Source organism: Pseudomonas sp. FP2338, from assembly GCF_030687515.1.
GTDB classification, from domain to species: domain Bacteria; phylum Pseudomonadota; class Gammaproteobacteria; order Pseudomonadales; family Pseudomonadaceae; genus Aquipseudomonas; species Aquipseudomonas salomonii.
Genome location: NZ_CP117436.1, coordinates 5,892,496 through 5,911,154, shown reverse-complemented (window position 1 = coordinate 5,911,154; position 18,659 = coordinate 5,892,496). Strand labels below are relative to the sequence as shown.

The following is an 18,659-nucleotide window of genomic DNA, read 5'->3' as shown; positions in this document are numbered from 1 at the left end:
GGATGATCAACTTCCTCAACAACACCATCATCCAATGTGGGAGCGGCGGTGCGACGATTCGACTTGCTCGCGAAGGCGGTGGCTCTGTTGGAACTACTGTGACTGACACACCGCTTTCGCGAGCAAGCCCGCTCCCACAGGGAATGTGGATGAAGGTTAGTTGGGTGGCTGAGTTTCCAGCATCGAAGGCCGTTGGCTGACCTCGGCATACCAATCGGCAAGCTTGGGGTTACCGGCGCGCCATTGCAGGTCGGGGTGGCGAAAGTCCAGGTAACCCAAGGCGCAGGCCACGCCGATGGCGGCGATGTCGAAGTGGCTGGCCAGTTCGGCAATTGCATCGGCTTCCAACTCGGCGAGGGCGCGGTGGATCTTGTTGCGCTGCCCCTCCAGCCATTGGTCCCAGTGTTTTTCGACCGGGCGCATGGCGGTTTCGTAACGCACCAGCACGGCGGCGTCCAAGATACCGTCGGCCATCGAGGCGAGGGTGAGGCGGCGCCAGCGGGCCGAGCCGTCACGCGGGATCAGCGGGTTGCCGACGTGCTGGTGGTCGAAGTAATCGAGGATCACCCGGCTGTCGTGCAGCACCGACCCATCGGCCAGGCGCAGGGCCGGGATCTTGCCCACGGGGTTGTCCTGCACCACCTGTGCATCGGGGTTGACCGGCGTCGGCATGCAGCCATGCAAGGCCACGCGGTCCTGCTGGCCAGTCTCGATCAGCAGCACGCGGACTTTGCGAACAAAGGGTGAAGCGGGGTTGTGAAACAAGGTCATGCTGGACGCGGACATGGGCATTCCTCGGAGAAGGCAGAGGCTAGCCTAGAGGGATTGTGGTTGTTTTTGAAGGCCCTATCGCAGCGGTGCGACGACTCGACAAGCCAGCTCCCACCTTTAACGGTGTTCACAATTCAATAGGTGGGAGCTGGCTTGCCTGCGATAGCGCCTTCAGCCGCGCCGCTTAAGCAAGGCCCAAGCCCCAATGGCAGCCGGAACACCCAACCCCACCCAACTCAACGAATCCCACAACCCGTCACCCAACAGCGCCGCAAACAACCCCGCCGCGCTGAGCAGGCCAACCCCCAGCGGAATGCCAAACACCTTCCAAAAACTCGACTGGCGCGGCTTCATGACTTGGCAGCCTTGCGCCGCACAATCCACAGATAAACGCCGCTGCCCAACACGATGATGGTCAGCACATCCAGCACCGCCCAGAGGATCTTCATCGGCATGCCGCCATAGTCGCCAAAGTGCAACGGCTGGGACATGCCCATGGCGTCCATGTACCACGGCCGTTCGGCGATGGCGGTGACGGCCAGGGTGCTGGCGTCGATCAGCACCGGCGTGAGCAGGTGCGAGGTCAGATGCGTGCTGCCCTTCATGAACACCGCGTAGTGGTGCTCGCTGGAAAAGCGCGTGCCGGGGAAGGCGATAAAGTCCGGCTCCATGCCGGGCGCGGCCTTGGCGGCGATGCTCAGCAGTTCGGTGGCCGGTGCGCGTTGGGTCAGCGGCGGCGCGTTTTTGTACGGCTCGATCATGGCGCTGAGGCTGTCCTGGCGCCAGGCGGCGATGATCAGGTCGGCGCAGGCGCTGATCACGCCGGTGACGCCCACCACCAGCGCCCAGGTCAACGTGACCACGCCGATCAGGTTGTGCAGGTCGAGCCAGCGCAGGCGAGTGGACTTGTCTTTACGCACGGTGGCGAACTTCAACCGGCGCATAAACGGCAGGTACAGCACCGTGCCCGAGACAATCGCCACCACAAACAGAATGCCCATGAACGCCAGCAGCAACTTGCCCGGCAGCCCGGCGAACATATCCACGTGCAAACGCAGCAGGAACAGGGTCAGCCCGCCATTGGCCGCCGGGGTTTCCACCGCCTCACCGGTGCGCGCATCCAGCATGAAGGTGTGGGACGAGTTGGGCTCGGTGCCGGCCGTGGCGGCCATGATCGCGATCACGCCGTTCTTGTCGTCTTCGTCCCACGCCAGGTACTGCATGGCCTCGCCGGGGCGATGAGCCTGGGCTTTGGCCACCAACTGTTCAAGGTTCAGTTGCGGCGTATCGGCGGGCATCTGTGCCAGTTCCGGCTCGTTGCCCAGCAGGTGGTCGATCTCGTGGTGAAACACCAATGGCAGGCCGGTAAGGGCGAGCAGCAGCAGGAACACCGTGCAGATCAGGCTGGTCCAGGTGTGGATGAAGGACCAGCGGCGGATGGTTTTGCTTTTCATTTTCTAGCCTTCAAGCACACCGAAGCCGCCCACAGGGGCGGCCCGGTTGTTAACTCAGCCGATTACCACTGATAGGTGGCGCTGGCGACGACGCTGCGTTGGTCGCCGTAGTAGCAATAGAAACCATCGCAGGTTGAAATGTAGTCTTTGTCGAACAGGTTGGTGGCGTTGAGTTTCACCGAGGCACCTTTGAGGCTGTTGTCCAGACGGCCGAGGTCGTAGTGCACGGCCGCATCGAACACGGTGTAGGCGTCGGCCTTGCCCAACCACGTATTGCCTTGGTCGCCATAGGTATTGCCGGTGTAGCGCGCACCCAAGCCAATACCGAAGCCGTCGAGGACTCCCGTGTGCCAGGTGTAATCTGTCCACAGGGTTGCTTGCTGGTTTGGCATCAGTTGCAGACGATTACCTTTGTAGTCGCCTTTTTGCACCTCGGATTTGGCCAGGGTATAGGAAGCGATGACTTTGAGGTTGTCGGTTACATCAGACACGGCTTCCAGTTCCAGGCCTTTGACTTTCACTTCACCGGTCTGGTTGGTGACTGGAATGCTGCCGGCGGTAGTGGTGGTTACCAGCACGTTTTTCTGGGTCAGGTCATACACGGCGGCACTGAGCAAAGTGTTCGAGCCCGGTGGCTGGTACTTGATACCCAGTTCCCACTGTTTGCCTTCGGTGGGTTTGTAGGACTCGGTCGCCGAGACGCTGGCATTGCTCGCCGGTTGGAAGGATTCAGCGTAGGAAATATAGGGTACGAAGCCGGAATCAAATACGTAGCTGAGTGCGGCGTTGCCGCTGAAATGTTTGATTCGGTCGGTATTGGTCGCATCTTTCTGGTTGAAGTAGGTGGTGCCCTGATGCACCCAGTCTTCGCGGCCGCCCAAGGTCAGGCGCCATTGGTCAAGCGCCATCTGGTCTTGAGCGTAGAGGCCGGTCTGCACGGTCTTCTGGTTGTAGTCGTAATAAGCCCCGGAGCGAGCGGGACGAACGATGGGCTGGCCGTAGATCGGATTGTTAACGTTGGTCTTCAGGCCATCGCCGTAAATCGACAGGTAAGAGGTATCGGTGCGCTGGTGATCCAGGCCGAGCAACAGAGTGTGGGAGATGTCGCCGGTGGCGAAGTCGGCCTGGAAGTTGTTGTCCAGGGCCAATTGGCCGATGTTCTCGTCCACGTTTGTCGAGGTGCGGCCGACGTTGCCGTCTGCGTCAACCATCGTGTAGGGATATGCACCTACGGTGAGTGTCTGAAATGACAACTCCGACTTGGTGTAGCGCAGGTTCTGACGGAACTGCCAGGTGTCATTAAAGCGATGCTCGAAGGCATAGCCCAGTGCGTAGTAGGTGCGGTCGTAGAACTCGTAGTTCGGGTCGCCCAGGTTTTTGTGATGGGAAATATCACCCAATGGTGATTTGATCTTGGTGCCCTGAATGGGCAAAAACTGGCTGGTGGCACCGGTATCGTCACGGGTGAACTGCGACAGAAAAGTCAGCTTGGTATCCGGGTCGATATTCCAGGTCAGGCTCGGCGCAATGTTGTAGCGCTTGTTGTCGATGTGATCGATCTGGGTGCCGGCATCGCGCACCACGCCACTGAGGCCATACAGAAACTGCCCTTCATCATCGATCTTGCCGGTGCTGGCGAAGTTGATCTGGCGGTAGTTGTCACTGCCGTATTGCACCTGGATGGCGCTGCTTTGTTCTTCACTGGGACGACGGCTGACCATGTCCAGCAGGCCGCCCGGCGGCGTTTGGCCGTAGACCGACGAGGCCGGGCCACGCAGCAGGGCGAGGCGGTCGAGGTTCCAGGTTTCGGCTTTCGGGTTGGCGTACACGCCGCGTGGCAGTGGCAGGCCGTCGAGGAATTGCGTGGGTTCGAAGCCGCGCACGCGCATCCAGTCGTAGCGGGTGTCGCTGCCGTAGCTGGCCGACACGATGCCGGGCATGTATTTAACCGCGTCATCCAGGTTCTGAACGTTGCGGTCCTGCATCTGCTCGCGGGTGGCGACGGAGATCGAGCGCGGCGCTTCAACCAGCGCGGTGTCGGTCTTGGTGCCGGCCGCGGTGCGTTTGGCCAGGTAGCCGTCGACGGCCCCCCAAGCGCTTTCATCGCTGCCCTGGGCGATGATGCTGGTCTCTGGCAACGCCACTACACCTTCAGGAATGGCCACCAGCGTAAACGTCCCCGCGCTGCTCTGCTCCAACTGCAACCCCGTGCCACGCAACGCCTCACGCAGCGCGCCCTGGGCATCGAACTGGCCTTTGACCGGTGCCGAGATCTTGCCCGCTGCCAGCGAAGGGTTAAGCGTCAGCGCCAAGCCGGCCTGGCTGGCGATCTGGTTCAGGGTGCTGGCCAATGGCGCAGCCGGCAGGTTGTAGGCGCGCACGTTGCTAGCTTGCTCGGCGGCGATCAGCGCGGTGCTCGTCAGCGGGGCGCTGAAGGCAATGGCCACGGCTAACAGGCTGGGGCGCAACAAGGTGTCTAGCGTGCGGGACATGGGGCGGCTCCTGAATGAAAATATTTCTCAATTGCCTAGGTGCCGGACGAGAATCAAAAAGTGATAGGGCTGGGTGAAAATATTTTTCTGAGGTGGCTTTGAGGGCCTCATCGCAGGCAAGCCAGCTCCCACCTTTGGAAGTGTGCACACCGATAAATGAGGGAGCTGGCTTGCCTGCGAAGGCGATCGCCCAGGCGCTGAAAAACCTAAGGCTTACCCTTCACCGTCACCCACCACGGCGTGTGCTGCTCGATCTGCACCGGCAAGGTCGGCAGCAGGGCATTCAGCGCCAGCGTGGTGTCGTGCAGCGGGAAGCTGCCGGTGATGCGCAGGTCGGCCACGTTTTTGTCCACGCCCAGGTAGCCGGTGCGGTAACGACTCAGCTCGGCAACCACATCGCCCAGGCGGGCGTTGTCGACCACCAGCATGCCGCGCGTCCAGGCGTCTGCGGCGGGTGTGACCACCAGCGCAGGGCCGAGGCCGTCGCTGCGCATCAGCACTTGTTGCCCTTCCTTGAAAATCTGTTCCTGATGCAACGCCTCGGGTTGGGCGGCTACTGCAGATTGCAGCACGCTCAGGCGCGTGGCGTCGTCTTCGCGCTTGACGATAAACCGTGTGCCCAGGGCGCGCAGGCTGCCGTCGCGGGTTTGCACATAGAACGGCCGCGCATCGTTGTGGCCGGTTTCGACCAGGATTTCGCCTTCCTGCAACACGATCAATCGGCGTTTTTCATCAAAGCGCACGTCAATGGCGCTGTGGGTGTTGAGGTTGATCAGCGTGCCGTCGGCCAGTTTCAGCGTGCGTTGCTCGCCGGTCGCCGTGCGTTGGTCGGCCAGCCAATAGTGGATGGGCACGTAACGTTCACCGGCAAACAGCGCGAGGCCAATCACCAGTGCGATGCTGGCCAGACCGCTGCCCAGCTTGCGCACGCGCTGGCGAATGCCTTGGCGTGACTGCAACAACGCCGCCCGCGCCGGGCCCGAGGCCATGCTGAAGCGCTGGTCGAGCATGCCCAACTGGCGCCAGGCGCGTGCGTGTTCTTCATCGCTGGCCAGCCATTTGGCGAACTCTTCCTGTGCAACCAGACTGCCGTCGCCTGAGCCCAGCGACAGTTGCCAGGCAATCGCCGCATCCAGCACGCGGGCGGTGACCGGTTTGGCGCCTGTCACAGCGGCTCGCCATACAGCGCGATGTAGCACTGGCGAATGCCCTGGGCCAGGTACTGGCGCACGCGCGGCACCGACACACCCAGGCGCTGGGCGATTTCGGCGTGGCCCAGGCCGTCGAGGCGGTTATAGAGGAAGGCGGAGCGGGCCTTGCTCGACAGCTTGCCGAGCAGGCGGTCGATGGCCTTGAGGTCTTCGAGGATCAGTTGCTGTTGTTCGGGCGAGGGGTGTTCGCTTTCCGGGATCAGCATCAGTTCGGTGAGGTAGGCCTGTTCCAGAGCCGCGCGGCGGAAGTAGTCGAACAGCAACCCTTTGGCGATGGCCACCAGAAACGCGCGCGGCTCGCGGGGTTCGCGCAGTTCGTCGCGGCCCAGCAGGCGTATGAACGTGTCCTGGCTCAGGTCTTCGGCGCGGCTCGGGCAGGCCACATTGCGTCTCAGCCACGCCAACAGCCAGCCACGATGGTCGCGATACAACGCGCCAACAAGCTCACTGTGTGGGGGTTGGACCGACGACAAGGCATCACCGAATAAATAAGGGGTTTAAACTAACGAGAATTATTCGCGATTGTGTCAGAGGCCGGGAGTGGGCGCAATTGGCGTCTGTCGGGTAGTGGCCTGTCGCGATTATCTATTGTGGCGAGCGGGGCGCTAGAAAGAGGGCGCTTGTTTGCGCCGTGTCCATTGGCTCAAGCGCTCTTGCAGTACCCGTGGGCTGTCGATTCCCTGCTGACGTGCGCGACTGAACAGGATGAGCATCAGCTCCGCCGTGGCCAGCGCATCGGCGCTGGCGTGATGGCGTTCGCCCACGTGCAGCTTGAAGTGGCTGATCCAGTCATCGAGCCCGGCTTCACGGATATTCGCGTCGGGGCACACCAGCGGGGCGATGTCGGCTACATCGAGGAACGGATGGGCCAACCGATAACCCAGGCTGTCCTTGAGCGCCCGGCACAGCATGTGTTGGTCGAACGGCGCATGGAACGCCAGCAACGGGCTGTCGCCGACAAAGGCCATAAAATCCAGCAAGGCTTCGGCCGGGTCGCTGCCGGCGGCAATCGCACTGGGGCCGAGGCCGTGGATCAACACGCTGGGGCCAACCTTGGTGTTGGCCCGTAGCAGGGTGCGCTCGAACATCTGCGAAAAATCCACCGCGCCATCCTCGATGACCACTGCGCCGATAGACAGCACCTGGTCGCGGTTGAGGTTCAGGCCGCTGGTCTCCAGGTCGACCACCACCCAGCGTTGCCCGCGTAAAGACCCGTCGCCCAAGGCTGCGGGCTTGGGCAAATGCGCCAGTCGCTGCTGTTGGGTTGCGTCGAGCCCAGGCTTTTTCTTACGCAACCAACCGAACAGGCTCACAGCTGATACCGCAGCGTCAGGCTGCTTTGCAGGCGTTGCGCCTGGCGCAGGGATTCGCGCAGGATGCGCCGGTCCAGGTGGTTGAGGCTGTCGGGGTCGACACGGTTGGAATACGGCAAGTTCTCGCGGGTTTGCAGCTGATGCTGCTGCATGCGGGTTTGCTGGATAAAGTGATACGCCTCCTCATAGGCGGCGCCGTCCAGCGGTTCGATGACCTCCTTGGCCACCAGTTGGCGCAGGCGCTCCAGGGTGTTGTTGGTGTGAATACCATTGGCCAGGGCCAACAGGCGTGCGCCATCCACAAAAGGTGTAAGGCCCTGCACCTTGAGGTCGAGCGTGGCCTTTTCGGTGCCTTTGCGCGTCAGCACAAAGTCGCGGAAACGCCCGACCGGCGGGCGCTGGCGCAAGGCGTTCTCGGCCAGCATACGTTGGAACAACCGGTTATCGGCCACTTGATCCAGAATGCCCTGGCGCAGTTGCTCACAACCGCGCTCGTCGCCCCACACCACACGCAAATCGAAATAGATGCTTGAGCCCAGCAGGTTCTCCGGCGTGGCTTCGCGGATAAAGGCACCAAAGCGCCGCGCCCATTCAGCCCGCGACAGGCACAGCTCGGGGTTGCCGGCCATGATATTGCCCTTGCACAGGCTGAAGCCGCACAGCGCCAGGCTTTGATTGATCTGCTGCGCCAGTGGCAGCAGGCGGCCGCGGACCTCGGCGGCTTCGGCGGCGTCCGTGGCCTCGAACAGGATGCCGTTGTCCTGGTCGGTAAACAGGGTTTGTTCGCGGCGCCCTTCGCTGCCGAAACACAGCCAGCTGAAGGGCACGCCAGGGTCGCCTTTGTCGGCCAGGGTCAGTTCGATCACCCGGCACACGGTGTGGTCATTGAGCAGGGTAATGATGTGGGTGATCTGGGTGGACGAAGCACCATGGGCCAGCATGCGTTCCACCAGTTGGCCGATCTCGCCGCGAATCACCACCAGGTTTTCCACCCGGAGTGCGTTGCGGATGGTGCGGGCCAGGTGCACCAGGTCGACCCGTTGCAGGGAAAACAGGTCGCGCTCGGACACCACGCCACACAGGCGCTGGTCTTTCACCAGGCACACATGGGCGATATGCCGCTCGGTCATGGCGATGGCCGCGTCGAAGGCGCTGTGGTCCGGGCTTAAAAAGAACGGCGCCTGGGTCATATGGCCGGCGATGGCTTGATTGAAATCGCTGGTGCCATCGGCGACCACCTGGCGCAGGTCGCGCAAGGTGAAAATCCCCAGCGGCGCCTTGTGCGCATCGACGATCACGATGCTGCCCACTTGTTGCTCATGCATCAGCGTCACCGCTTCGCGCAGTGGCGTGGTCGGGCTGCAGGTGACCGGATGGCGCATGGCCAATTCACCCAGGCGGGTGTTCAGCGAATACTGGGTGCCCAGGGTCTCCACGGCCTTTTGCTGCACCTGCTGGTTGACCTGATCCAGCAGGCTGCTGACACCGCGCAGGGCAAAATCGCGAAACGGGCTGGAAAGGGAGAACAGCTTGATAAACGCCGGCTTGTTCAGTTGCAGGCAAAAGGTGTCTTCGGCGGCTTTGTGCTCGGTGCGGGTGGCACGCTCACCCAGCAACGCGGCGAGGGGGAAGCACTCGCCGGTGGTGATTTCGAAGGTGGCTTGCGTCGAGTCCGGCCGCTCGCCGACGACGCGGCCCTGCTTGACGATATAGAAGTGCTCCACCGGCCCGCCGGACGGTTTGAGAATGCTGTCGCCGGGGCCGTAGAAACGCAGTTGGCACTGTTCGACCAAAAACGCCAGGTGGGCGTTTTCCATCTGGTTAAACGGAGGGAAGCGTTGCAGGAATTGCAAAGTGCCGTGGATGTTCTGCAACACGGCGGTTTTTCCCGCCTGCGTGAAAGCATCAGCTTTACTCATAACAGTGACCGCAGTTTTTTTGTCGTTATCGTCCTGCATGGTCGACTCCTGCGCGGCGGGTGCCCATTGGACGTAAGTCTAGGTCTCGGTAAAACCCACTACGACTAGGGAAAAACCTTACATGACTATCGTCCAAATCCCGTGGAACGCCCACTAGGCAAACTTTCCGACGAAGTGCACATTGTTCGCCCTTCCGCAGATGTCTGACGAGTGTGCTGGGAGCTTGAATAGAACTGCTGAGAAACGTATGTCCGACCACGATATTTTGAGTGATGCCGAGCGCGAGGCGCTGAGCGCCGTGATGCTGGAGCCCGATCTGCCGCCACAACGGGTGTTGATTGTCGACGACGACAAGGACGCACGTGAATTGCTGGCAGAAATCCTGGGGTTGGACGGTATTCGCTGCATGACCGCCGACAGTGGCGAGGCGGCGTGGGATTTGTTGAAGTCGAGCAGCTCCATCGGTTTGCTGATCACCGACCTGCGCATGGCACCCAGCAATGGCCTGGAACTGATCCGACAAGTGCGTGAATCCACACGCGCGGCGCTGCCGATCATCATCATGTCGGGGGACGCGGAAGCGCCGGATGTGATCGATGCGATGCATTTGAGCGTGGTGGATTTTTTGCTAAAGCCAATCGATAGCGTGAAATTGGCGAAGATGGTCAAGCGGGAGTTGGGGATGGCTCAATAACTGCCGTTTATCGTTTTTTTATTTGAACTGTCAGTTCTCACAGTAGGCGAGCAGGTGACCGGGTTGTTTACTTGGCAGGAGAGTTCTGGTTTTCAGCCAGGGCCTTGTATCCTCTAAAGGAGCTCGTTATGCCTATTAAAAAGTCTAATGATCAAGCCAATAGCGACGACGCAAGTATTCTAATTCTCAGGGATGGAAAGGCACGCCTTGTATAACCTTCTAATCTGAGAGCAAGTTTAAGAGATTTTTCGGTCATCACCGACGGGGCGGGTTCGTTGACAGCTGAGTACGGTGATACGCTGTTTCCACGCGAGGCAGCTTACGAATTCAGCGTCCCGCGAGATATAGATAAGCATCGAGGAAACATCGATTATAGAGACGAGGCGGGTCATTATTTTATTGCGCCTACGTCTGGGAAATTTATTGTTAATTCCAAAGACGCGGGTTCCCCGAATACGTACACAAATTATATTACCTACATCAACTTTACATTTGCGCATGAGGAGATGGAAGTTACGATTAACGGTACAGGTGAAGCCACTTTTGTGTTTGATTGATTACCCGCCACAATGAAAAAGGCCCTGATCTCGTGATCAGGGCCTTTTTTTATTTACAGGCCGTTTTTAGCCTTGAACTCCCGACGCCTGAGGTGCAGCACCGGCTCGGTGTAATCGTTAGGAGGCGTCCGTTGATGTCCGGCACTGTCGAGCAGCCCACGGCGTGGTCGATCCAGCGTCCACTTGTCGGCTTTTTGTGGTTACTGTCAATTCTGACAGTAGTCACCTTGTGGATGCAGCTGTTTACTGGATGAGCGCGCGGCGGTAGTGAGTAGCCGCCCCCATCCATTCATAAAGTAGGAATCAATCATGACCTTAGAAGGCGAAATCAACGTGGTGTTTCTTGACGGCGATGAAGTTAAGCGCACGTCTATTTCTAAATCCGTTGGGGGTGATAAAACTAACTTTCAGAGTCGTGATCTTGTGAGCCGTACCTCAGTCTCCGTGTCGTTTGTTCCTGCAATCGAGGACGGCACAACGACTTACACGTTCAAGGATACCGATCCGGGATTCGGATGCGCCTTCGGCGGCAGCCTTATTCCTATAGCCGGTACGGTTGTAGTGGAGTCCACAAATTCAACTAAAAACTTAAAGCTTACGTTCAGTGGGAAGGTGAGCGATGAGTTTACCCCTTGGGATATTAAGGGGACGGCCAGCTTGAACGTCTCCTATCCGAGATGATTGTGCCGCAGGATCAGTCCCTGGTCTTTTGATCAGGGACGTATCCATTCGTTAGTTACAATCCCATCTTGGCCTTGAACTCCCGACGCCTGCGGTGCAACACCGGCTCGGTATACCCATTCGGCTGCTTGGTCCCTTCAATCACCAACTCCACCGCCGCTTGAAACGCGATGTTACTGTCGAAATCCGGCGCCAGCGGACGGTACAACGCGTCCCCGGCATTCTGACGGTCCACCACCGGCGCCATGCGCTTGAGGCTTTCCATCACCTGGGCTTCGTTGACGATGCCGTGGCGCAACCAGTTGGCGATGTGCTGGCTGGAGATGCGCAGGGTGGCGCGGTCTTCCATCAGGCCCACATCGTTGATGTCCGGCACTTTCGAGCAGCCGACACCCTGGTCGATCCAACGGACGACATAGCCGAGGATGCCCTGGGCGTTGTTGTCCAGCTCGTTGCGGATTTCTTCTTCGGACCAATCGGTGTTGCTGGCCAGAGGGATGGTCAGGATGTCGTCTACCGAAGCACGCTCGCGCTTGGCCAGTTCGGCCTGGCGGGCGAACACATCAACCTTGTGGTAGTGCAGCGCGTGCAGCGCAGCCGCCGTCGGCGATGGCACCCAGGCGGTGTTGGCGCCGGCCAGTGGGTGGGCGATTTTCTGTTCGAGCATCGCCGCCATCAGGTCAGGCATGGCCCACATGCCTTTACCGATCTGCGCACGACCTTGCAGGCCGGTGCTCAGGCCGATGTCAACGTTCCAGTTTTCATAGGCGCCGATCCATTTTTCCGCCTTCATGGCCGCTTTGCGCACCATCGCGCCCGCTTCCATGGAGGTGTGGATTTCATCGCCGGTGCGGTCGAGGAAGCCGGTGTTAATAAACACCACACGCTCGCTCGCCGCTTTGATGCAGGCCTTGAGGTTGACCGTGGTGCGGCGCTCCTCGTCCATGATCCCGACTTTCAGCGTATTGCGTGGCAGGTTCAACACGTCTTCGATGCGGCCGAACAACTCATTGGTAAACGCCGCTTCTTCGGGGCCGTGCATCTTCGGTTTAACGATGTACACGGAGCCGGTGCGGCTGTTCTTGCGGCTGCTGTTGCCGTTGAGGCTGTGGATCGCCGCCAGGCTGGTGAGCAGGCCGTCGAGGATGCCTTCCGGCACTTCGTTGCCATCTTTATCCAGGATCGCGTCGATGGTCATCAAGTGGCCAACGTTGCGCACGAACAGCAGCGAACGGCCGTGCAGGGTCACGTCCTGGCCATCCACGCCGGTGTAGACACGGTCGGCGTTCATGGTGCGGGTGAAGGTCTTGCCGCCCTTGGCCACTTCTTCGGCCAGGTCGCCCTTCATCAGGCCGAGCCAGTTGCGGTAGATCACCACTTTGTCATCGGCATCGACGGCGGCGACGGAGTCTTCGCAGTCCATGATGGTGGTCAGCGCGGCTTCCATCAGCACGTCTTTGACGCCGGCGGCGTCGGTCTGGCCGACCGGGGTGCTGGCGTCGATCTGGATTTCGAAGTGCAGGCCGTTGTGTTTAAGCAGGATCGCAATCGGCTCGGCCGCAGGGCCCTGGAAACCGATCAGCTGTGCATCGTCGCGCAGGCCGCTGTTGCTGCCGCCCTTGAGGCTGACGATGAGCTTGCCATCCACCATTTTGTAACCGGTGGAGTCGACGTGGCTGCCGGCGGTGAGCGGCGCGGCTTCGTCGAGGAAAGCACGGGCGAAGGCAATTACCTTGTCGCCACGCACTTTGTTGTAACCCTTGCCCTTCTCGGCGCCGTCGGCTTCGCTGATGGCATCGGTGCCATACAGCGCGTCGTACAGCGAGCCCCAGCGGGCATTGGAGGCGTTGAGGGCAAAGCGGGCATTCATGACCGGCACGACCAACTGCGGGCCGGCCATACGGGCGATTTCGTCGTCGACGTTTTGGGTCGAGGCCTGGAAGTCTGCGGCTTCTGGCAGCAGGTAGCCGATATCTTGCAGGAAGGCTTTGTAGGCCACCGGGTCGTGGGCCTGACCGGCGTGGGTCTGGTGCCAGGTGTCGATCCGCGCCTGGAAATCATCGCGTTTGGCGAGTAGGGCTTTGTTCTTCGGTGCCAGGTCGTGGATGACCTTGTCGGCGCCGGCCCAGAACTGGTCGGCAGTAATGCCGGTGCCGGGAATGGCTTCGTTGTTCACGAAGTCGAACAGGACTTTGGCGACCTGCAGGCCACCGACTTGAACGTGTTCAGTCATTGCTTGCCTCACTCTGCGGAGCTTATGCGCTGTTTCAGATTTTCATTATGTAGTGCACGGTTGGGCATACTACATGATGACTTGCGGTTGTGAAAATTAGACTAAATACGTCGTTTAGCGACTCATTTTGGTCGTACGGTCACAGCGGAGAATCGGATGTTCTCAAAAAACTATTGGATTGTTCCAGATAAATATAAAAATGGTACACGATTTGTTCCCGGCCACTTCTCCAGGCCTTGGCTGTGTGTGGGAGCGGGCTTGCCCGCGATAGCGATAGCTCAGCCAACCGATGTGTAACTGACAGGCCCCATCGCGGCATAAATATCGACACAACTTTTGAAGGCAGCCAATTTCTCCTGCCCACTTGCGACATATGCCCATCGCGGGCAAATCCGCTCCCACAGGGTGTGCCTATAATCGATGATCAACCCACCGAGGGCTTCGCCATGGACCATCTTGTACTCACTATTATCGCCGCCGACAAACCCGGCCTGGTTGAGCGCATCGCGCAGAACATCGCCGCCCACGGCGGCAACTGGCTGGAAAGCCGCATGGCGCATATGGCCGGGCAGTTTGCCGGGATCTTGCGGGTCAGTGTGCCGACGGAACAGCGTCAGGCCCTGGTGGGCGCGCTGGAGGACTTATCCACACACGGAATCCGTGTGCTCGTGGGCGAGGGCAGCAGCGGGCAGGCTTCGGCGTCCAAATCGATCATGATGACGCTGGTGGGCAATGACCGCGCGGGCATCGTGCGCGAAATCACGGCGCTGCTGAGCAAACAAGGCGTGAACCTGGCCAGCCTGAGCACGGATGTGCGACCTGCGCCCATGAGCGGTGATCCACTGTTCAGTGCCCAAGCGCTGCTGCAAGTGCCGGCCGCGTTGTCCCTGGATACCTTGCAGCTGTCCCTGGAAACCTTGGCCGATGATTTGATGGTGGAACTGCACCACGAGGAATAATCGGCCCACAGGGTTATGCATGGAAATCTTGCATGGGCCTGTGGATAACCTGTAGAGACCCGGCGCCAGGCCACGCTGGCCGGGCTTCTTCTTCGATTGAGCAAAAAACGAGCAGTTTCAAGGGCTTGTGCACAAATGGCGGGGATCAGGCTGTGGATAACCTTGGGGTGAATGCCTGCAAGCCACGTGCACTGTGGCTTGCAGAGGTTTGTACGTTATTTGATCAGCGTTTGCGCACCGTCAGCCAGGCATCCAGGCTGTAAACCACCAGGCCCGCCCAGATAAATGCGAAAGCAATCAGCGTGCTGGTCGCCAAGTGTTCACCGAACAGCAGCACCGCTTCCAGCAGTACCAGCGTCGGCGCCACGTACTGCAGAAAGCCCAGCGCGGTGTAGGGCAGATGCCGTGCGGCGGCGTTGAAGCACACCAGCGGGATCAGCGTCACCGGGCCTGCGGCCACCAGCCACCAGGCTTCGGAAGTGCTCCAAAACTCAAGTTGCGCACTATGGGCCGACGGGTTGAACAACAACCAGGCGACGGCGATCGGCACCAGCATCCAGGTTTCCACCACCAGCCCCGGCAGCGCCTTGACCGGCGCCTGTTTGCGGATCAAACCGTAGAAGCCGAAGGTCAGCGCCAGCACCAGCGACACCCACGGCAAACTGCCGACTTGCCACACTTGCTGCGCCACACCCACCGCCGCCAGCCCGACGGCGATCCATTGCAGGCGGCGCAGGCGCTCGCCCAGGATCAGCATGCCGAGCAGCACATTCACCAACGGGTTGATGTAGTAACCCAGGCTCGCTTCCAGCATGCGCCCGCTGTTCACCGACCACACATAGGTCAGCCAGTTGGCCGCAATCAACGAGCCACTGAGCGCCAGTATCGCCAGACGCTTGGGGTTGTCACGCAGTTCGCGGAACCAGCCGGGGTGCTTCCACACCATCAGCAGCAAACCGCCAAACAGCGCCGACCACAACACGCGGTGCACGATGATTTCGGCGGCGGGAACACTGGCGATGGCTTTGAAATAAAGTGGGAACAGACCCCAGATGACATAGGCACTCAGGCCCAGGATGTACCCCTTGCGGGGGTTGGCGGCGTGCATTGCAGAATCCTTGCTCAGGCAGCTTACAAAGCGCGATTGTAAGGATTTTTGTCAGGCAATGGAGGGGCTTTTCTGTGGGAGCTGGCTTGCCTGCGATGAAATCACCTGGGTGCCACTGAAACACCGAGTTGTCTGAATCGCAGGCAAGCCAGCTCCCACACCGGTGGTGTACTGCGCTTTAGAAGAGTTTCAGGGGTTCTTCATTGAGCGCCGACAGTTGCTCGCGCAACGCCAACACCTGGTCGCCCCAATACCGCTCGCTGCCAAACCACGGGAAGCTGTGGGGGAACGCCGGGTCGTCCCAGCGGCGGGCCAGCCAGGCGCTGTAATGCATCAGGCGCAAGGCGCGCAGGGGTTCGATCAAGGCCAGTTCGCGTGGGTCGAAGTCGTGGAACTCCTGATAGCCGTCCATCAATTCCGACAATTGGCCCAGGCATTCCTGACGATCACCGGCGAGCATCATCCACAGGTCCTGCACGGCCGGGCCCATGCGGCAGTCATCCAGGTCGACGATGTGGAACATCTCGTCGCGGCACATCATGTTGCCGGGGTGGCAGTCGCCGTGCATGCGGATGTTCTTGTGTGGCGTGGCCTTGTACACCTCTTCCACGCGCTTGAGCAGGTCGCGCGCGACGGACTCGTAAGCGGGCAGCAGGCTCTTGGGAATGAAGTTGCCTTCGAGCAAGGTGTTGAGGGAATCGTGACCGAAGTTCTTCACACCCAAGGCTTCGCGGTGCTCGAACGGGCGGGTGGAACCCACGGCGTGCAAGCGCCCGAGCAATTGCCCAAGGCGATACAGCTGGTCGAGGTTACCCGGCTCCGGCGCCCGGCCGCCACGGCGTGGGAACAGGGTGAAGCGAAAACCCGCATGTTCGAACAGGCTTTCGCCGTTGTGGACCATCGGCGCAACCACCGGCACTTCACACTCGGCCAGTTCGAAGGTGAAGCGGTGTTCTTCCAGGATCGCTTCGTTGGTCCAGCGCTGCGGGCGGTAGAACTTGGCGATCAGCGGCTCGGAGTCTTCGATGCCCACCTGATACACACGGTTTTCGTAGCTGTTGAGCGCCAACACGCGCGCATCGCTGAGGAAGCCGATACTTTCGACGGCGTCGAGTACTAAATCAGGGGTGAGTGTTTCAAACGGGTGGGCCATGCGAACTCCTGCGCGCAGCAGGGCGCCGCGTCCGGCCGGGTATGGTAACGCACCAACGCTGAGATAGGTGGCGACTGTGACTTTGCAATCGCAGGCAAGCCAGCTCCCACACTTGACCGTGGAATGCACTCAAATGTGGGAGCTGGCTTGCCTGCGATGAGGCCCTGTCAGGCGCCTACAACTCCACCGTCATCCCGCCGAATCGCCATCACCGACGAGCGCGGCTTGCCATTGGGCAGATGCTCCGGCCAGGTCGAACCGCCGGTTTCCCCCGGATGCTGAATCCCCACAAACAACGTCTTCTGGTCCGGCGAAAAACTGATACCCGTGACCTCGCACGCCACCGGCCCAACCATGAAACGGCGGACTTCCCCGGTGTTGGGGTCGGCGCACAGCATCTGGTTATTGCCCATGCCGGCAAAGTCGCCCTTGTTGCTGTAGTCACCGTCGGTGAGGATCCACAAGCGCCCGGCCTTGTCGAAGCCGAGGCCGTCGGGGCTGTTGAACATGTTTTGCGGGTTGATGTTGGACGAGCCGCCTTTTGGCGTACCCGCATGCACACCGGGGTTGCCGGCCACCACAAACAAGTCCCAGGTGAAGGTGTTGGCGCCGTGGTTATCCGCATCGGCTTTCCAGCGCAGAATTTGCCCGTAGACGTTTTTCTCGCGCGGGTTCGGCCCGCCCACCGGCTGGCCGTCTTCGCCGCGTTTGGCGTTGTTGGTAAGCGTGCAATACACCTGGCCGTCGGTGGGGCTGACCACGATCCATTCCGGGCGGTCCATGCGTGTGGCTTTCACCACACTGGCGGCCAGGCGCGCGTGGATCAGCACTTCGGCCTGGCTCGCGAAGCCTGAGCTGGCGTCGATGCCGTTTTTGCCATGGGTCAACTCGACCCATTCGCCTTTGCCCTTGGGGTGGTCGGCATTGCCGTCGCCGGCATCGAAAATCGCCACGTACAGGGTGCCGTGGTCGAGCAGGTTCTTGTTGGCTTTGGGGTTGTGGTGGTTGATCGGATCGCGGCTGACGAACTTGTAGATGAACTCGCCACGCTCGTCGTCGCCCATGTACACCACGGCGCGGCCATCACGGGTTTCTGCCAGCGCGGCGTTTTCGTGTTTGAAGCGGCCCAGGGCGGTGCGTTTGACCGGCGTGGACTGCGGGTCGAACGGGTCGATTTCCACCACCCAGCCGTGGCGATTGAGTTCGTTAGGGTTCTTGGCCATGTCGAAGCGCGGGTCGTGCAGGTGCCAGTTGATCTCGCGGCTGGCGGCCACCACGCCGTAGCGCTTTTGCCCGGCGTCGAAGTTTTGTTGCGGGTTGCTGCTGCCGAAGCAGTCGGTGAAGTTCTCTTCGCAGGTCAGGTACGTGCCCCATGGCGTCTTGCCGTTGGCGCAGTTCTGGAAGGTGCCGAGCACTTTATTGCCGGTTTTGTCGGCGCTGGTTTTCAGCCAGGCATGGCCAGCAGCGGGGCCGCCCAGGCGGATCGGCGTATTGCCGTGGATGCGGCGGTTGTAGCGCGAGTCCTGCACGAACTGCCAGGTGTCGCCCTTGCGCCGCACCTCAATCACCGACACGCCTTCGCTGGCCTGGGCTTTGCGCACGTCTTCAGCCGATTGCGGTGCGCCGCCGTGGGCATAGAGGTAGCGGTAGTTGGTGTATTCGTTGTTGATGGCCATCAGCGCACGGTTGTTGTCGCCGGGGAAGGCGAACAGGCTCATGCCGTCGTTGTTGTCACCGAACTGTTGTTCCTGGGCCTTGGCGGTGCCGTTGCCGGACGGGTCGAAGGCCGGCACGTTCTTGTGCAGCGGCTGGCCCCAACTGATCAGCACCGAGGCGGAGTAACCCGGCGGCAAGGTGATGGCGTCGCTGGTGGCGGCGGCGATGCTGGTAAAGCCCAGCAAGGGGCTGGCGGTGGCAGCGTTCACGGCCATTGCGCTGCGGGTGAGCAGGTTGCCGCCCAGGAACATCGCGGCACCGCACAGGGCACCGGCGCCGATAAAGCGGCGGCGGGTGAGGCCGACCATCTGTTCAAGGTCGGTGGCTTGGTTTTCTTCTAGTAGGCTCATTTCAGGCTCCCTGCGGTTTTTGCAGACACCTTAAGGAGCGCTCATGAC

At 60.5% G+C, this 18,659-nt stretch carries 15 protein-coding genes and 1 pseudogene; 3 read left to right on the top strand and 13 right to left on the bottom strand.

The features are described 5' to 3' along the window. Positions 1 to 156: 156 nt before the first annotated feature. The 8 genes from PSH96_RS26845 to PSH96_RS26810 form a co-directional block, all read right to left on the bottom strand. Positions 157 to 786, bottom strand: a complete 630-nt coding sequence (locus PSH96_RS26845; RefSeq protein WP_305456223.1) for a glutathione S-transferase — start codon at positions 784 to 786, stop codon at positions 157 to 159. Positions 787 to 942: 156 nt separating this feature from the next. Further along, positions 943 to 1,125: a hypothetical protein gene (locus tag PSH96_RS26840; protein WP_305456221.1), complete on the bottom strand. Its 183-nt coding sequence runs from the start codon at positions 1,123 to 1,125 to the stop codon at positions 943 to 945. Further along, positions 1,122 to 2,225 (bottom strand): PepSY domain-containing protein, encoded by a 1,104-nt coding sequence (locus PSH96_RS26835; RefSeq protein WP_058420528.1) that lies wholly within the window; start codon positions 2,223 to 2,225, stop codon positions 1,122 to 1,124. The genes PSH96_RS26840 and PSH96_RS26835 overlap by 4 nt, the downstream gene beginning before the upstream one ends. Positions 2,226 to 2,287: 62 nt before the next feature. Beyond that, complete coding sequence (locus tag PSH96_RS26830; protein ID WP_305456219.1) at positions 2,288 to 4,717, bottom strand: TonB-dependent siderophore receptor; 2,430 nt, start codon at positions 4,715 to 4,717, stop codon at positions 2,288 to 2,290. A gap of 206 nt (positions 4,718 to 4,923) precedes the next feature. Then, the gene (locus tag PSH96_RS26825) at positions 4,924 to 5,886 is read right to left on the bottom strand and encodes a FecR domain-containing protein (RefSeq protein WP_305456217.1); all 963 of its coding nucleotides are present in this window, start codon (positions 5,884 to 5,886) and stop codon (positions 4,924 to 4,926) included. Further along, entirely contained in the window at positions 5,883 to 6,401 is a 519-nt protein-coding gene (locus PSH96_RS26820; RefSeq protein ID WP_305456215.1) for an RNA polymerase sigma factor, read from the bottom strand. The genes PSH96_RS26825 and PSH96_RS26820 overlap by 4 nt, the downstream gene beginning before the upstream one ends. A 132-nt stretch (positions 6,402 to 6,533) precedes the next feature. Continuing rightward, entirely contained in the window at positions 6,534 to 7,241 is a 708-nt protein-coding gene (locus tag PSH96_RS26815; protein WP_305456214.1) for a PolC-type DNA polymerase III, read from the bottom strand. Beyond that, on the bottom strand, positions 7,238 to 9,160 hold the full coding sequence (locus PSH96_RS26810; protein ID WP_305456212.1) for a putative nucleotidyltransferase substrate binding domain-containing protein: 1,923 nt from the start codon (positions 9,158 to 9,160) through the stop codon (positions 7,238 to 7,240). Before PSH96_RS26810 ends, PSH96_RS26815 begins: the two co-directional genes overlap by 4 nt. A 247-nt stretch (positions 9,161 to 9,407) precedes the next feature. On the opposite strand from PSH96_RS26810, the gene PSH96_RS26805 reads away from it, so the two are divergent. Then, positions 9,408 to 9,854 (top strand): response regulator, encoded by a 447-nt coding sequence (locus PSH96_RS26805; protein WP_025857000.1) that lies wholly within the window; start codon positions 9,408 to 9,410, stop codon positions 9,852 to 9,854. 610 nt (positions 9,855 to 10,464) lie between these two features. Here the strand turns inward: PSH96_RS26805 and PSH96_RS29695 are convergent. Continuing rightward, positions 10,465 to 10,533: pseudogene (locus tag PSH96_RS29695) on the bottom strand (hypothetical protein); the annotation flags it as partial. A gap of 187 nt (positions 10,534 to 10,720) precedes the next feature. On the opposite strand from PSH96_RS29695, the gene PSH96_RS26800 reads away from it, so the two are divergent. Beyond that, positions 10,721 to 11,092, top strand: a complete 372-nt coding sequence (locus tag PSH96_RS26800; protein WP_305456210.1) for a hypothetical protein — start codon at positions 10,721 to 10,723, stop codon at positions 11,090 to 11,092. A gap of 55 nt (positions 11,093 to 11,147) precedes the next feature. Here PSH96_RS26800 and PSH96_RS26795 read toward each other — a convergent pair whose 3' ends face one another. Continuing rightward, positions 11,148 to 13,325, bottom strand: coding sequence for a malate synthase G (locus PSH96_RS26795; protein ID WP_305456208.1), 2,178 nt, complete (start codon positions 13,323 to 13,325; stop codon positions 11,148 to 11,150). A 446-nt stretch (positions 13,326 to 13,771) separates the two neighbouring features. On the opposite strand from PSH96_RS26795, the gene PSH96_RS26790 reads away from it, so the two are divergent. Continuing rightward, the gene (locus PSH96_RS26790) at positions 13,772 to 14,284 is read left to right on the top strand and encodes a glycine cleavage system protein R (RefSeq protein ID WP_305456206.1); all 513 of its coding nucleotides are present in this window, start codon (positions 13,772 to 13,774) and stop codon (positions 14,282 to 14,284) included. Positions 14,285 to 14,507: 223 nt separating this feature from the next. Here the strand turns inward: PSH96_RS26790 and rarD are convergent, their stop codons facing one another. The 3 genes from rarD to PSH96_RS26775 all read right to left on the bottom strand — a co-directional run bounded on the left by rarD (position 14,508) and on the right by PSH96_RS26775 (position 18,611). Continuing rightward, positions 14,508 to 15,392: an EamA family transporter RarD gene (gene rarD, locus PSH96_RS26785; protein ID WP_017138019.1), complete on the bottom strand. Its 885-nt coding sequence runs from the start codon at positions 15,390 to 15,392 to the stop codon at positions 14,508 to 14,510. A 178-nt stretch (positions 15,393 to 15,570) separates the two neighbouring features. Then, complete coding sequence (locus tag PSH96_RS26780) at positions 15,571 to 16,545, bottom strand: serine/threonine protein kinase (RefSeq protein WP_305456202.1); 975 nt, start codon at positions 16,543 to 16,545, stop codon at positions 15,571 to 15,573. Between the two features lie 167 nt (positions 16,546 to 16,712). Continuing rightward, the gene (locus tag PSH96_RS26775) at positions 16,713 to 18,611 is read right to left on the bottom strand and encodes a PhoX family phosphatase (RefSeq protein WP_305456201.1); all 1,899 of its coding nucleotides are present in this window, start codon (positions 18,609 to 18,611) and stop codon (positions 16,713 to 16,715) included. Positions 18,612 to 18,659 lie beyond the last annotated feature (48 nt).